The sequence below is a fragment of the Xanthomonas sp. NCPPB 4037 genome (assembly GCF_041475695.2).
GTDB classification, from domain to species: domain Bacteria; phylum Pseudomonadota; class Gammaproteobacteria; order Xanthomonadales; family Xanthomonadaceae; genus Xanthomonas; species Xanthomonas campestris.
In genome coordinates this window covers 1,344,277-1,359,921 of the sequence record NZ_CM191261.1, presented here as the reverse complement: position 1 = coordinate 1,359,921, position 15,645 = coordinate 1,344,277, and the positions used below count along the sequence as shown (strand labels likewise).

Genomic DNA, 15,645 nt, shown 5'->3' with positions numbered 1-15,645 from the left:
ATGTGAACACCACCACCGCATTGCGTACACCCTGCGTTGACCGCCGCGCGGTCAAGGTGAAGGCCCTCTCAGCCATCGCCACGGGGCTCGCATGAATAGCACTACCGCCGCAGCCCGTGACACGGCACCGGCCACCGCCACCACTGTTGCGCCCACGTATCCTGTGGCGCTGCGCATCAATGGTCAGCCTTATCAATTGCAGCTCGAAGCCTGGGTCAGCCTGCTCGACCTGCTGCGTGATCGTCTCGATCTCACCGGCACCAAGAAGGGCTGCGACCACGGTCAATGCGGTGCCTGCACGGTGTTGGTCGATGGCCGTCGCATCAACAGCTGCCTGACCCTGGCGGTGATGCAGGACGGTGCGGACATCACCACCGTCGAAGGCCTCGCCGAAGGCGAACAGCTACATCCGCTGCAACGCGCCTTCATTGCCCACGATGCCTTCCAGTGCGGCTATTGCACGCCCGGGCAGTTATGTTCGGCGGTGGGCCTGATCAACGAAGGCCAGGCGCACGATCGTGATCAGGTGCGCGAATTGATGAGCGGCAACATTTGCCGCTGCGGCGCCTATCCGCAGATCACCGATGCGGTGATGGAAGTATTGGGCACACCCTCGGACAGCAGCGAGTCGGCCGACACCCCGTGGACTCCAGGGACGGTGCCGGCATGATTCCGCTCAGTTACGCACGCCCGGAGAGCGTGGACGCGGCAGTCGGCGCGATCGCCACGCGCGGCACTGATCCGCAGCCAGTCCCGTCCGAAGCGCCGGTACGCCTGATCGCCGGCGGCACCAATCTCACTGACTTGATGAAGCTGCAGCTGATGCGCCCCAGCCAGCTGGTGGACATCAACCGCCTGCCATTGGGCGAGATCACCACCAACGAGGCGGGCGGTCTGCGTCTGGGCGCGCTCGCACGCAATGCCGACACCGCCTATCACCCCGAGGTTGAGGCACGCTACCCGTTGCTGAGCGCGGCGATTCTGGCCGGCGCCTCGCCACAGATCCGCAACATGGCCAGCAATGGCGGCAACCTGCTGCAGCGCACCCGCTGCCTGTATTTCTACGACCGCACCACGCCGTGCAACAAGCGTGCGCCCGGCACCGGCTGTTCGGCGATTGGCGGCCTGACCAAATACCATGCCATCCTGGGCGCCAGCGCGCACTGCATTGCCACGCATCCTTCCGACATGTGCGTGGCGCTGGCGGCGCTGGATGCGGTGGTACACGTGCAAGGCCCCAATGGCGCGCGCAACATCGCCTTTGCCGATTTCCATCGCCTGCCCGGCGAGCACCCGGAGCTCGACAGCACGCTGCAGCCGGACGAGCTCATCGTGCATATCGATCTGCCGGATGCGCAGCGCTTCGTGGCGCACAGTGCCTACCTCAAGATCCGCGAGCGGCTGTCCTATGCCTTTGCGCTGGCATCGGTCGCCGCGGCGCTGGAGCTTGCCGACGACGGCAGCATCCGCGCCGTGCGCGTGGCGCTGGGCGGCGTGGCGCACAAGCCCTGGCGCCTGCCGGAGGCCGAAGCGCACGTGGTTGGCATGCCGGCGACGCCGCACACCTTTGCGCAACTGGCCGATGCACTGCTGCAGGGCGCGCAATCGCAAGGCGAGAACGCCTTCAAGATTCCGCTGGCACACCGCACCATCGTGCGCGCACTCGACGTCGCGCGCGAAGGCACCATCGACAACCGCGGGCGCACCAGCGCGCTGGAGGACTCCCCATGAATGCACGCCCCGACGAGCTCATTGCACCGGTCGCCGACCCCGGCACCGGCCACCGCCCCACCGGCACCGGCATGCCGCGCATCGATGGGCGCGCCAAGGTCACCGGCCAGGCGCGCTATGCGGCCGAATGGCCGGTGCCCGACCTGGCGTATGGGGTGGTGGTCAACAGCAGCATTGCCAAGGGCCGCATCGTCGCCTTCGACCTGGAGGCCGCACGCGCGGTGCCCGGCGTTCTGGAGATCGTGACCCACGAAAACCGCCCGCACATGCGCGGCATGGACCTGTTCTACAAGGACATGACCGCACCGGCCGGCTCGCCGTTCCGGCCGCTGTACGACAACGCCATTCTGTACAGCGGCCAGCCGATCGCGCTGGTGGTGGCGGAAACCTTCGAGGCTGCGCGCCATGCCGCGCATCTGGTCCAGGTGGAGTACGCCAGCGAGCCGCACGACACCAACCTGATGGCCAACCTGGGCCGCATGCACAAGCCCAAGCCGCTCAAGGCCGGCTTTTCGCCGCCGCCCAAGGACAAGGGCGAGCCGGACACGGCCTTCGTCAATGCCGCGCACCAGATCCAGGCCGACTATTACAGCGCGGTGGAACACCACAACCCGATGGAGCTTTTCGCCTCCACGGTGATCCGCGATGCAGAGGGCCACTTCACCATCTACGACAAGACCCAGGGCTCGCAGAACAGCCGCTGGTATGTCTCGCACGTGTTCGGGCTGAGCAAGCAGAAGGTCACCGTGCGCAACCCGTACGTGGGCGGTGCGTTCGGCTCCGGCCTGCGCCCGCAATACCAGTTGGCGCTGGCGGTGATGGCCTCGATCCTGCTGGATCGCTCGGTGCGTGTGGTGCTGACGCGGCAACAGATGTTCACCTTCGGCCACCGCCCGGAAACGGTGCAGCGGCTCAAGCTCGGTGCCGATCGCGACGGCACGCTGCGCGCGATCTGGCATGAAGCCATCGCCGAAACGTCGCGCATCGAGGATTACGTGGAGGTGGTGGTCAACTGGAGCGGGCAGCTGTACGCCTGCGACAACGTGCACCTGGGCTACAACCTGGTGAGCCTGGATCAGTACACCCCCATCGATATGCGCGCGCCCGGCGCTGCGCACGGCGTGCATGCGCTGGAAGTGGCGATGGACGAGCTGTCCTACGAGATCGGCATGGATCCGCTTGCCTTGCGCTTGAAGAACTACGCCGAGGTCAATCCCGCCGACGACAAGCCCTATTCCAGCAAGGCGTTGCGCGAGTGTTACCAGCAAGGCGCTGAACGCTTCGGCTGGGCACAGCGACCGCTGCAGCCGCGCGCGCGCAAGGAGGGGCGCGAATGGGTTGGCTGGGGCATGGCCACCGGGCAATGGGATGCGATGCAGATGTTTGCGCGTGCCCACGCGGTGCTGCATGCCGACGGCCGCCTGGTGGTGAGCAGCGCCGCCAGCGATATCGGCACCGGCACCTACACGGTGATGGCGATGATTGCCGCCGAAGCGCTGGGCCTGCCGATGGAGCAGGTCACCTTTCAGCTGGGCGATTCCACCTTGCCGGTCGCACCGATCGAGGGCGGCTCCTCGCATGTCACCACGATTGGCTCGGCGGTGGATGGTGCCTGCGCCAAACTGCGCAAGCGACTGTTGCGGCTTGCCCAGGCGATGCCGGATTCGCGCTTCGCCAAGGCCAAGCCGGACGATGTGGTGTTCGCCAATGGCACGCTCGCACTGCGCGCCGACAGCAGCAGCGCTATTGCCCTCACCCAGGTGTTGGCAGAGGCCAAGCTCGATCACATCGAAGACAAGTTCCTGCTGTTGCCCAACGTGCTCAAGCAGCGCAAATACACCCGTGCCACGCATAGCGCGGTGTTTGTGGAAGTGCGCGTAGACGAGGAACTGGGCACGGTGCGCGTTACCCGCGTGGTGAGCGCCATTGCGGCCGGGCGCATCCTCAACCCCACCACCGCACGCAGCCAGATCATCGGCGGCGTGGTGTGGGGCATCGGCGAGGCGCTGCACGAGCAGACCCAATCCGACCACCGCTTCGGCCGCTTCATGAACCATGATCTGGCCATGTACCACGTCTCCGCCAACGCAGACATCCACGACATCGAGGTGATCTTTGCCGACGAGGATGACCGCGTGGTCAGCAGCCTGGGCGCGAAAGGCGTCGGCGAGATTGGCCTGGTGGGCGTGTCGGCTGCAGTGTGCAATGCCATCTTCCATGCCACCGGCAAGCGCGTGCGCAGCACCCCGATGACGCCCGATAAGGTGATGGCGGATTGAGCGCGGCTACGTGCCGGCAGCGCGTGGCTGCCGGCACGTGATAAGAGAGCAGCCGCTGCCGAAATCGCGACGTCTACCGCGGACGCGCATATGTTTGCTGCTAAACCGCCGGACCTGCGCGCAGCATCGCGAATGCCGGCCAGCATCTACACCGCACCATCGAGATAAGTCTGGCAACACATTAGAACGGGCGCCTGACGCCGCGTGTTGCGCGGACGACGGTTAGCATACGCAGGTCATGATTTGACCGGCCATTGGGGACAACACCGTCTATGCCGAAGCGTGTCCAATGCGCAGTGCGTCGTTATGTCCACACATACAACAAGCATGTTGTGAGTACGCTAACCAGCTGCGCCTAATTAGCGCAGCATGCGCAACGCTGCGGCGCCATGTTTACCGCAACCCGGCACGCGTAGCGTGTGCCGTTGCCTCGCGACAGACCCAACCTCGGCGCATCTGCTTCGACCCGCGTGCCAAGCGCCACAGCGCCGCACGCGATTGCGCCGCCATGCGGTGCGGCTGTGCTCGCACAGCTTCACATCCACGGCACCTGACACTCACGCATCGCTGCCGGCACGCGCGGTGAGATAGCTCCATGCCGTGTGCTCCCGCAGCCATCGCGTCGTCTTACGGCACGCAGCTGACGCATTCGCAACACAGCACCGGCCTTCGTTCCCCCACCCGGAGCCGCACCATGACCGATCACGACGACCCCACCCATTCCCCCGCCCGCCGCCGCGCCATTGGCGCGCTCGGTACCGGGCTTGCCGCTGGCGGCGGCGCGCTGCTCTCCGCAGGTGCGTCGGCACAAACGGGCACAGCGGCTGCCGGCGGTGCGAGCCGCCCACCGATGCAGGACCCGCGCACACAGTATCCGCAGCCACCGTTCGCGACCCCGCAACAGGAGTGGCCGGGGTTGGCCTCCAAGATGGTGCCGCGCCCGGACCATGGCGAAACCAGCTACGTCGGTTCGGGCCGGCTCACCGGGCGCAAGGCGTTGATCACCGGTGGCGACTCGGGCATAGGCCGCGCTGCGGCCATCGCCTACGCACGCGAGGGCGCCGATGTCGCCATCAACTATCTGCCGCAGGAACAGTCCGATGCGCGCGAAGTCGTCGCACTGATTCGCGCCGCCGGCCGCAAGGCGGTGGCCATTCCCGGCGACCTGCGCAGCGGCGCGTTCTGCAAGCAACTAGTGGACACCGCCGTGCAGCAACTGGGCGGGCTGGACATTCTGGTCAACAACGCCGCGCGCCAGACCGCGCAGAAATCCATCCTGGACATCGACGACCAGCAGTTCGACGACACCCTCAAGACCAATCTCTACGCCCTGTTCTGGGTCACGCGCGCGGCGGTACCGCACCTCAAGCCGGGCGCGGCCATCATCAGCACCAGTTCGATCGTGGCCGACGACCCGCCCGAAGCCCTGCTCGACTACGGCATCACCAAGGGCGGCATCGTCACTTTCACCAAGGCCTTGGCCAAGCAGCTCGCGCCGAAGGGCATCCGCGTCAACGCGGTTGCGCCCGGCCCGTACTGGACCCCGCTGCAGCCCAGCGGCGGCCAATTCCCGGACAAGCTCAAGACCTTCGGCAGCGACAGCCCCACCGGCCGCCCAGGCCAACCGGCAGAGATCGCGCCGATCTACGTGCTGCTCGCCTCGCAGGAATCCAGCTTCACCACCGGCAGCATTTTCAGCAGTGTGGGCGGGCGCGGCAACGTGGGCTGACATCGCTTGCACGGCCGTGCACCGCTCGCCGTGTGCAGGTGCATGGCTAAAAGCAGCGATCAAAACGACTGCGCAGCCGCGAGGCGGGCGCGGCCGGTGCTCGGAATCGGCATGTACCCCCGTACACTCCGGTCCCTCCGCGCCGTCCGCACCCACCTGACGAACGCTCGCTACGTTTTGTTAACCGCTCTAAAGCCGCAGGCCATGACGCATGGAGTGGCTGGTGCGTGCGCGCACGCGATCAGTCGGCGACTGCAAACAATTCGTAGGAGCGCGCCTGAGCGCGACGTGGCGTTACCGAGCGTGCAGTCGATCAGACCACCAAGCTCATGACGCCCCAGTATCAAAACTGTTTGCCAGCAACCAAAAAAGCAGCACATCACCAGCGCACACCACGCAACGCCATACATCAACCATGCGCCGCCGGCCTGTATCACCCCATCCAACTAGCGCGTCTTCAAAATACTGATCTCGCCCGAGGTCTCCAGGATCGCCAGTTCGATGTTGGCATCGTCGCGGCAATCGGCCTTGCGCTTGGCCACTTCGAAATCGGCGTAGCTGACGTTGCGGTGCACCAGCTCCTTCCAGAAAACTTCGCCGTTGCGCGCCAGCACTGCGGGGGTGCCCTGCACCCAGGTATCCAGCCGGCGGCTGCGTGCGGTGGCCACGCCTACCAGCCAGTTGAGCAGCAGCAATGTGGCGGCCAGGATCAGCCCGCCCAGCAGCGAGACGTCTTCGCCAATCAGTGAGTTCTGCACTGCGGTGCCCAGCAGCACGATCACCAGCACGTCGAATGGCGTGGACTGGCCCACCGCGCGTTTGCCGGTGATGCGCGTGAGCAGCAACACCACCGTGTACACCGCCACCGCGCGCAGGATGAACTCCCACCACGGCATGCCCAGATGCATCATTTCGTAGAACCGCACGCGTGTTTCGGTGTCCATCTCATTGCGCCCATGGCTGTTGCAATCAGGCACGCACGCTAGAGCCAGCGCGGTGAAAACACCGTGCTGTGCGATTGCGCCAATGGCCGCGTTGCAACCGGCGCATGCGCGGCAGCGAACACAACCGCAGCCGCACTCAACTGCGCGCGGCGGGCTGCTTGCGCACCGGGCGCCGTGGCGTTGCTGGGACTTGCGGTGCACTCACACCGGCCGTGGCCAGCGCCATGGTGATGAGCCCGGCAATGAGGCGCCGCAGCACCGCTGCGTTATCGGTTGAGGCCTTGAGGCTGGTGGTGGCCAGGCGCAGGATGTACGCCAGGTCGGCCGCGGGCATCGCGCTGTCGGCACCCATCTGCGGGCGCAGCACCTGCACCAGTTTTGTTTCCATGTGGCTGTAGAGATCGTCCAGTGCACCGGGCGCATACACGCCGCAATTGCTGATCAGATCGATGCCGTTCGCCGAGTCGATCACCGCAGCCACTGGCTCCAGTACCCAGATGTCGAACAGGTGCTGCAGCTGCGTGCGCAGGTCCTGGTCGCCGCGCACGCGGCGTTCGGTGTCGGCCACGCACAGCATGCGCTGGCGCTGCACCTGCGCGGCAAAGACCGATTCCTTGTTGGCGAACGCGGCATACAGCGACGGCCGCGACATCTGCGCCGCTTCGGCGATGTCGCTCATGCTCACCTTGCGGTAGCCATGGCGCAGGAACAGCTGCAGCGCCGCGTCCATGATGCGCGCCTGCTTGCTCTCCAACGCGGCGTCGGCCTGCGCAGGCACGGGGGCGGATGACTTTACACTTGACATTATTTGTAAATAGGTAAACCTTACACGTTCCGCAGATTGTAAAGCACCCAGCCCGCCATGACCTCCACTGCCGACACCCTCGCTCCTACGCCCCGCACCACGCGTGCCTATGCCGCCCTCGAAAAAGAAGGCGCAATGGTGCCGTGGCAGTTCGAACGCCGCCCCGTGCGGCCCAACGACATCGCCGTCAAGGTGCAGTACTGCGGCGTGTGCCATTCGGATCTGCACTCGGTCAACCACTGGGCCAGCGAATACCCGCTGGTGCCGGGCCACGAAATCGTCGGCGAGGTGATCGAGCTGGGGGCCGAGGTCACCGGCTTCTCGATCGGGCAGCAGGTGATGATCGGCACCATCGTCGATTCGTGCCGGCAATGCCCGCCCTGCGAAGCGCACATGGAGGTGTACTGCCGCGAGTTCCCCACGCTGACCTTCGATGGCGTGGACCGCGTCGATGGCAGCCGCACCCGCGGCGGCTACTCGGAGCACTACGTGTCCGATGCGCGCTTTGTGTACCCGTTGCCCGACGGCCTGGACCCAGCCGCGGCAGCACCGCTGCTGTGCGCAGGCATCACTACGTTCTCGCCGCTGCACCACTACCGCATCGGCCCCGGCCACACGGTGGGCGTGGTGGGCATCGGCGGCCTGGGCCATCTCGGCATCAAGTTCGCCCGCGCGATGGGCGCGCATGTGGTGGCGTTCACCACTTCGCCGAAGAAGGCCGCCGAAGCGCAGCGCCTGGGCGCGCACGAAGTGGTGCTCTCCACCGACGCGGCGCAGATGCAGGCGCAGGCCTTCCGCTTCGATTTCATCCTGGACACCGTCTCGCAACGCTACCCGATGGACGACATGCTCAAGGCGCTGAACCTGGATGGCACGCTGTGCGCGCTGGGTCTACCCGACCAACTGGATTTCCGCCCGGTCATGCTGGCGATGGGCCGGCGCAAGATCACCAGCTCCGGCACCGGCGGCACGGCCGACACCGCCACCATGCTGGCGTTCTGCCAGCAGCACGGCATCGTGGCCGACGTGGAAGTGATCCGCATGCAGGACATCAACGACGCCTTCGCCCGCCTGCAGAAAAACGATGTGCATTACCGCTTCGTGGTGGATATGGCCGCATCGGCGTTGTGACGCGTGAGGCGCGCGCGCACTTCACCGCGCGCGACGCCGCACGACCACAGCCAGCACAGAACGAATATTCGGATGGCCCGAAGCCCGCGGTGCAAATGCGAACGCGGCACGTGCGCCCGGGCTTGGCGATCCTGTAGCGTGGGCTGACACCGCCGAACGCCGCCTCCATGCCCGCACGCACCACTCGACGTCAGCTCCTGCAAGGCGCCGCCAGCCTGGCCCTGCTCGCGCGCATTCCCGCTGGCTGGGCAGTGCCTGCTTCCCCGTCCGGCGCGCCTGGCTTTATCGATGCGTTGATTGCCCGCATGAGCGTGGAGGAGAAAGCCGGCCAGCTCAGCCTGTTTAGCTCGGCGCAGCAGGACAGCAAGGCGGTCGTCGCCAACCCGCTGGACCGCACTGCCGATGGCAGCGCGCAACTGGCCGCGGCCCGGGCCGGGCGGCTGACCGGTGTGTTCAACGGCTCCAACGTGCGCTGGCATCGCCAACTGCAGCAGGCGGCCATGCAAAGCCGGTTGCGGATTCCGCTGTTGTTCGCCGCCGACGTGATCCACGGCTACACCACCGTGTTTCCGGTGCCGCTGGCCGAAGCGGCCAGCTTCGAGCCGGAGCTGGCACGGCGCACCGCGCGTGCCGCCGCCATGGAGGCCACCGCTGTGGGCATCGACTGGACGTTTGCGCCCATGGTGGATATCGCCCGCGATGCGCGTTGGGGCCGTGGTGTGGAAGGCGCGGGCGAAGACGTGCTGCTGGCGCGGCAGTTTGCGCAGGCGCGCGTGCGCGGCTTCCAGGGCGATGCGGGGCTTGCGCATGCCGAGGCGATGGCGGCCTGCCCGAAACACTTCGCCGCTTATGGCGCGGCCGAGGGCGGGCTGGACTACAACCGCGTGGACGTCTCCGAACGCACGCTGCGCGAGGTGTATTTCCCGCCGTTCCAGGCTGCGTTCGCTGCCGGCGCGGTCACCACCATGGCCGCCTTCAACGAACTGTCCGGCATTCCGGCCACCGCCAATGCGTGGCTGCTGGAGACGCTGCTGCGCCGGGAGTGGGACTACCCCGGCCTGGTGGTGTCCGACTTCCAGGCCGACGAGGAACTGATCGCGCACGGCGTTGCGGCCGATGAGCGCGACGCGGCCCGGCTGGCCTTTCTGGCCGGGGTGGACATCAGCATGGAAAGCGGCCTGTATCTGCAGCACCTGCCAGCACTGGTGGCGGCAGGCGATGTGCCGATGGCGCGGCTGGATGCCTCGGTGCGCCGCGTGCTGGCATTCAAGGCCGCGTTGGGATTGTTCGACGACCCGTTCCGCCGGCTTGGCGCCGCCGGTGCGCAATCACGCCAACGCCGCAGCGACACCCTGGCACTGGCGCACGAAGCCGCCTGCAAATCGGTGGTGCTGCTGAAGAACGATGGCGCGCTGCTGCCGTTGCGGCGCAGCGGCCAGCGCATTGCGCTGATCGGGCCCATGGCGCGCGACTGGATCAATCACGCCGGCCCGTGGAGCCTGTTCGACGAAGAGGACAAGGGCAACACGCTGGCCGCCGCACTGGCCACTGCGTTGCAGGATCCGCAGGCGCTGCAGGTGGTGGACGGCTGCGACTTCGACCAGGCAGTGCAGGGCGGTGTGCAAGCCGCGGTGGCGGCCGCCAGTCGCGCCGATGTGGCGGTGCTGGCGATCGGTGAACCGATGACGTATTCGGGCGAGGCGCAATCACGCAGCGAGATCAGCATCCCCGAGGCGCAGCAGCAACTCGTGGCGGCAGTGGTCGCCACCGGCACGCCGGTCGTGGTGGTGGTGAGCACCGGCCGCGCGCTTGCGCTGGAAGGCCCGCTACTCGCCTGCCCGGCGATCCTGGTCACCTGGTTCCTGGGCTCGGCGGCGGGCGTGGCCATGGCCGACATCCTGTTGGGCACACAGGCACCCTCTGGCCGGTTGCCGGTGAGTTTCCCGCATGCGCTGGGGCAGGTGCGCTACACCTATGCCCACCCGCCCACCGGCCGCCCCAACCCGCAGCCGGATGTCCTGGAGCCGTACACCACCCACTACCGCACCGCGCCCAACAGCGCGCTGTTCGCTTTCGGCCACGGGCTCACCTATGGCCGCATCGAGTACACCGCATTGGCGTTGAGCGACGCACGCCTTGCCGCCAACGGCAGCCTGCGCATCAGCGCGCGCATCCACAACCGTGGCAGCCGCGATGCGGAAGAAGTGGTGCAGCTGTATGTGCGCGACCGCGTGGCCAGCGTGACCCGGCCGGTGCGCGAGCTGAAGGACTTCCGCAAGGTTGCCGTGCCTGCCGGTGGCAGCACGCCAGTGGAATTCGTGCTGCGGCGAGACGATTTGCGGTTCGTTGGCCAGGCGATGACGCCGACGGTGGAGCCCGGCATGTTCGATCTCTGGCTGGCGCCCTCTGCCGAAGCGGCAGGCGTCACGGCGAGCTTTGAACTGCTGGCGTGAGGTGGCGTGCGATTGCGCGTGCCGCGCCCTGTTCCATCGGCTAGTCCCAAAGCTCAAAAACTGCGCCGTGCAACCGGGCACTGCGCGCCCTGATGCACGGCACCACGCGCATCAGTAATCCTCGCAACGCCTGCAGTCACCCCTTCAACACCTCGGCCAGGAACAGCGCGGTGCGGCTGCCGCGATGCGCCGCCACCTGCGCCGGTGTGCCGGCCACCACCACGTTGCCGCCGTTGCCGCCCGCGCCCGGGCCCATGTCCAGCACCCAATCGCTGCTGGCAGCCACGCGCATGTCGTGCTCCACCACGATCACCGTATTGCCCGCATCCACCAGGCCCTGCAACTGCAGCATCAAGGTATCCACATCGGCCGGATGCAGCCCGGTGGTGGGTTCGTCCAGCACATAGACGGTGTCGCGGCGCTGCGCACGTTGCAACTCGGTAGCCAGCTTGATGCGCTGCGCCTCACCACCGGACAACTCGGTGGCCGGCTGGCCCAGGCGCAGATAACCCAGCCCCACTTCGCGCAACACCTGCAGCGGCCGCAACACGCTCGCATCATCTGCGAAGAACGCAGCGGCCTGGTCCACCGTCATCGCCAGCACCTGCGCGATGGTGTGCTCGCGCAGCGTGATTTCCAGGGTCTTGGCGTTGTAGCGCGCACCATGGCAGGTGGGGCACGGCGCATAGACACTCGGCATGAACAGCAGTTCCACATACACCGAGCCCTCGCCTTCGCAGGTGGCGCAGCGCCCCTTGGCCACGTTGAACGAAAACTGCCCCGGGTCGTACCGGCGGCGGCGTGCTGCAGGCGTGGCCGCAAACAGTTTGCGCACCGGATCGAACAGGCCGGTGTAGGTGGCCAGGTTGGAGCGCGGTGTGCGGCCAATCGGCTTCTGGTCCACGCGCACCAGCCGGCGCACATGCTCCAGCCCGGCCACGATCGCACCGCCCAACGGGATTTGCGCATCGCGCTCGAGTGGGTCCAGCGCGTCATCGTCATCGGCGTGCGGCTGGCCCAGGTGTGCGGCCAGCAATTCCACCAGCGCCTGGCTCACCAGCGACGATTTGCCGGAGCCGGACACGCCGGTCACGGTGGTGAACACGCCCAGCGGCAGGTCCACGTCCAGCGCCTGCACGTTGTTGCGGGTGATGCGGCGCAGCTGCAGCCAGGCGGTGGGCGTGCGTGCGTGGCTGTGCACCGGTGGCGGCGCGCCGAACAGATAGCGCCGCGTGGAAGACGCCTGCACCTGCGCCAATCCGTCTGGCGGGCCGCTGTAAAGCACCTGCCCGCCATGCACGCCTGCGGCCGGGCCCACGTCCACGATCCAGTCCGCATGGCGAATCACATCCACCTCGTGTTCCACCACGAACACCGAATTACCGGCCGCCTTGAGCTGATCCAGTGCGCCGAGCAAGGCCTGCGCATCGGCCGGATGCAGGCCGGCCGAGGGCTCGTCCATCACGTACACCACGCCGAATAATTGCGAACGGATCTGCGTGGCCAGGCGCAGGCGCTGCAACTCACCCGGCGACAGCGTGGGCGTGCTGCGCTCCAGCGTGAGATACCCCAGGCCCAGCGCCTGTACCACCGCGATGCGCGCGCGCAGGTCTTCGGCGATGCGTTGCGCGGCGATTACCTGTTCGGGATGTTCGGCTGCAGCCTCGCGCTTGCGTTTGCCCTGCGCAGCCTGCGTGGCGGGTGTGGCTTCGGCGGCCGGGCGCAACAGCTCGGCCACCTCATCCAGCGGGCGCTGCGACAACGCGCCGATATCCAGCCCGGCAAAGGTCACCGACAACGCCTCGCGGCGCAGCCGCTTGCCATCGCACTGCGGGCACTGCGTGCTGATCAGATACTGCGCCACGCGCTTTTTCATCTGCGCGCTCTGCGTGCTGGCAAAGGTGTGCAGCACGTAGCGCCGCGCACTGGTGAAGGTGCCCATGTAGCTGGGTTCTTCCTTGCGCTTGAGCGCGCGCCTGACCTCGCCCAGGTCGTAGCCGGCATACACCGGCACCACCGGCTGCTCGTCGGTGTAGAGAATCCAGTCGCGCGTTTTCTTCGGCAACTTGGCCCATGGCACGTCCACATCAATCCCGAGCGTGGTGAGGATGTCGCGCTGGTTCTGCCCATGCCACGCACCCGGCCAGGCAGCCACCGCGCGCTCGCGGATGCTCAGGCTGCGGTCCGGCACCATGCTGGCCTCGGTGGCGTCGTAGATCCGCCCCAGGCCGTGGCAGGTGGGGCAGGCACCGGCCGGCGTATTCGGCGAAAACCCATCCGCATAGATGATTTCCTGCCCCGGCGGGTACTGGCCGGCGCGCGAATACAGCATGCGCAGCGAGTTGGAGATGGTGGTCACGCTGCCCACCGAGGAACGCGCACTCGGCGCGCCGCGCGCCTGCTGCAGTGCCACGGCCGGCGGCAGGCCGTCGATGGCATCCACCTCCGGGACGCCCACCTGGTCGATCAGGCGCCGCGCATATGGCGAGATCGAATCCAGATAGCGCCGCTGCGCTTCGGCAAACAAGGTGCCGAAGGCCAGCGACGACTTGCCAGAGCCGGACACGCCGGTGAACACCACCAGCGCATCGCGCGGGATATCCACGTCCACGTTCTTGAGGTTGTGCTCGCGCGCACCACGCACGCGCACCAGGCCGGGGACAGTAGAAGACGCTGAGCTGGACATGACACCAAACCGACAACTGGACAGTGCGCCAGCCTAGCGCGCCGTGCATGCAGCGCGCGTCAGCGCTTGCGCCCGATCCACCGTGATCGCACCGCTGCGCCGGTCAGGCCACCGCGTGCGCAGGCACGGTGTCGATGGAGCTGTCGGCCAGTGCCTGCATCCGCGCCACCACGCCGCTGAACAGGCGCGCGGTGGCTGCCTCGCGGGTGCGGAAGATCTCTTCCAGCGCAGCGTAGTACCACAGCGTGCCATCACGCCCGGCGGTGAACACGTTGAAGATGTCCTGGCCCACGTCGGGGTTTTCCAGATCCTGCACGATGGTGCGGGCGTTGTAGAGCTTGTCGCAGCCGGACACCAGCAGCGCGCGCTCGGGCGTCTTGCGCAGATGCGCCAGGTAGGACTGCTTGCGCTCGCGCCAGTCGCGCTTGCGGGCGCTGGCGGTGTTGTCCACTTCGGCCTTGTCCTCGGCGGTGGCGTCGGTGCAGGCCATCACGATATCGGCCACCGCATCGCCGAACTGCGCGCGAATCGAGCCCTCATGGCCCCCGCCGCAGTCTTCCACCACATCGTGCAGCAGGCCGGCGATGGCCTGGTCCTCGTCACCGCCGCATTCCAGCACCAGGGTGGACACGCCAAGTAAATGGCTCAGGTACGGGATCTGCGTGCCCTTGCGCAGCTGCCCGGCGTGGGCAATGCGGGCGTAATCCACGGCCTGGGCATAACGTTCGGTGAGCGCGGTCATGGGGCGTCCAATCCTGAAGATGGCCGCAGTATCGCCGAGCGCGACGGCAGCGGTGGTGATGGCCTGCAACATCGTCCCTCAAAGACACCGCCGTGCGGCCGATAGGACTAGGGTTGTCTGTCACTGCACGATTGCTCGCCGATGCCTACTCTCCCCGTTTGCCGCGCCTGCCGCGATGGCCAGGACTTTCCCACCGCCATCACGATGGCGTTTCAACCCATTGTCGATGTGGCCACGCGCCGCATCTACGCCGGCGAAGCGCTGGTGCGCGGCGTCGATGGTGCCTCGGCCGCGAGCATTCTCGGCGCGGTGGACGAGCGCAACCGCTATGCGTTCGACCAGGCCTGCCGGATCAAGGCGATCGAATGCGCCGCGGCAATTGCGTTGCCGGCGCTGCTGTCGATCAACTTCATGCCCAACGCGGTGTACAACCCCGAACACTGCCTGCGCGCCACGCTGGAGGCCACCGAGCAATACCAGTGGCCGCTGCACAGCATCATCTTCGAGGTCAGCGAGCAGGAGCACATGGCCGACCCGGCGCATCTGCTCGGCATCCTGCGCGCCTACCAGGCACGCGGCCTGAAGACCGCCATCGACGACTTCGGTGCGGGCTATGCCGGGCTCGGCCTGCTGGCCGATTTCCAGCCAGACCTGCTCAAGCTCGACATCGCCCTGGTCCGCGGCATCCACACCGACCGCAGCCGCCAGGCGATCGTGCGGCACGCCACCCGCATGTGCGAAGAACTCGGCATCGCCGTCATCGCCGAAGGCATCGAAGAAGCCGACGAATACCGCACCCTGCGCGACTTAGGCATCCACCTGCAGCAGGGCTATTTGTTCGCCCGCCCGCAACTGCGCGCCCTGCCGCCGGTGCATTGGCCGGACTGAGGTGCAAGCGCGGGTGACGCGACCTGCGCACGCGGCGCATGAGTCACTCGGGCGGCCCACGATCATCGATGCGTGACTGCGTGCGCGCAGCGCGTCAATCAATGCGGCTAGGAAAGCCGCACGTACCCGCCGAGAGAAGACGCGGCGCAATCAGCGTGACTCCGTCAACACGGAGCAGTGAAGCGCGGAGATACCGCGCCGCAAGCCACGCCCTTCCGATTCCCCATTCCCCATTCCCCATTCCCGATTCCCAGCGG

11 protein-coding genes and 1 other RNA gene are annotated in these 15,645 nt (G+C 66.9%); 8 read left to right on the top strand and 4 right to left on the bottom strand.

Translation table 11 applies throughout. From position 1 onward, the window contains the following. Window positions 1–91: 91 nt before the first annotated feature. The 5 genes from ACCQ01_RS06125 to ACCQ01_RS06105 all read left to right on the top strand — a co-directional run bounded on the left by ACCQ01_RS06125 (window position 92) and on the right by ACCQ01_RS06105 (window position 5,925). On the top strand, window positions 92–670 hold the full coding sequence (locus ACCQ01_RS06125; protein WP_228434080.1) for a (2Fe-2S)-binding protein: 579 nt from the start codon (window positions 92–94) through the stop codon (window positions 668–670). Then, window positions 643–1,731: an FAD binding domain-containing protein gene (locus ACCQ01_RS06120; RefSeq protein WP_228434079.1), complete on the top strand. Its 1,089-nt coding sequence runs from the start codon at window positions 643–645 to the stop codon at window positions 1,729–1,731. Before ACCQ01_RS06125 ends, ACCQ01_RS06120 begins: the two co-directional genes overlap by 28 nt. Then, entirely contained in the window at window positions 1,728–4,010 is a 2,283-nt protein-coding gene (locus ACCQ01_RS06115; protein ID WP_228417973.1) for a xanthine dehydrogenase family protein molybdopterin-binding subunit, read from the top strand. The genes ACCQ01_RS06120 and ACCQ01_RS06115 overlap by 4 nt, the downstream gene beginning before the upstream one ends. Window positions 4,011–4,860: 850 nt before the next feature. Beyond that, window positions 4,861–5,739, top strand: a complete 879-nt coding sequence (locus tag ACCQ01_RS06110) for an SDR family oxidoreductase (RefSeq protein ID WP_228434089.1) — start codon at window positions 4,861–4,863, stop codon at window positions 5,737–5,739. A 111-nt stretch (window positions 5,740–5,850) separates the two neighbouring features. Next, window positions 5,851–5,925, top strand: a non-coding RNA gene (locus ACCQ01_RS06105) — sX9 sRNA. A 260-nt stretch (window positions 5,926–6,185) separates the two neighbouring features. Here ACCQ01_RS06105 and ACCQ01_RS06100 read toward each other — a convergent pair. Next, window positions 6,186–6,683, bottom strand: a complete 498-nt coding sequence (locus ACCQ01_RS06100; protein WP_103701066.1) for a DUF421 domain-containing protein — start codon at window positions 6,681–6,683, stop codon at window positions 6,186–6,188. 136 nt (window positions 6,684–6,819) lie between these two features. Further along, window positions 6,820–7,461, bottom strand: a complete 642-nt coding sequence (locus ACCQ01_RS06095; RefSeq protein WP_228434078.1) for a helix-turn-helix domain-containing protein — start codon at window positions 7,459–7,461, stop codon at window positions 6,820–6,822. 84 nt (window positions 7,462–7,545) lie between these two features. Here ACCQ01_RS06095 and ACCQ01_RS06090 point away from each other — a divergent pair, with 84 nt between their 5' ends. Continuing rightward, window positions 7,546–8,619 carry an NAD(P)-dependent alcohol dehydrogenase gene (locus tag ACCQ01_RS06090; RefSeq protein ID WP_228434077.1) on the top strand — a complete coding sequence of 358 codons (1,074 nt, stop codon included), beginning with the start codon at window positions 7,546–7,548 and terminating at the stop codon, window positions 8,617–8,619. A gap of 167 nt (window positions 8,620–8,786) precedes the next feature. Next, a complete protein-coding gene (locus ACCQ01_RS06085) occupies window positions 8,787–11,072 on the top strand; it encodes a glycoside hydrolase family 3 N-terminal domain-containing protein (protein ID WP_228434076.1) in 2,286 nt (761 codons plus the stop codon). 136 nt (window positions 11,073–11,208) lie between these two features. On the opposite strand, the gene ACCQ01_RS06080 is transcribed toward ACCQ01_RS06085, so the two are convergent. Both ACCQ01_RS06080 and ACCQ01_RS06075 read right to left on the bottom strand, forming a co-directional pair. After that, the gene (locus tag ACCQ01_RS06080; protein WP_228434075.1) at window positions 11,209–13,758 is read right to left on the bottom strand and encodes an excinuclease ABC subunit UvrA; all 2,550 of its coding nucleotides are present in this window, start codon (window positions 13,756–13,758) and stop codon (window positions 11,209–11,211) included. Window positions 13,759–13,861: 103 nt separating this feature from the next. After that, window positions 13,862–14,500 (bottom strand): HD domain-containing protein, encoded by a 639-nt coding sequence (locus ACCQ01_RS06075; protein ID WP_228434074.1) that lies wholly within the window; start codon window positions 14,498–14,500, stop codon window positions 13,862–13,864. A gap of 141 nt (window positions 14,501–14,641) precedes the next feature. Here ACCQ01_RS06075 and ACCQ01_RS06070 point away from each other — a divergent pair, with 141 nt between their 5' ends. Then, window positions 14,642–15,388, top strand: coding sequence for an EAL domain-containing protein (locus ACCQ01_RS06070; protein WP_228434073.1), 747 nt, complete (start codon window positions 14,642–14,644; stop codon window positions 15,386–15,388). The last annotated feature ends 257 nt before the right edge of the window (window positions 15,389–15,645 follow it).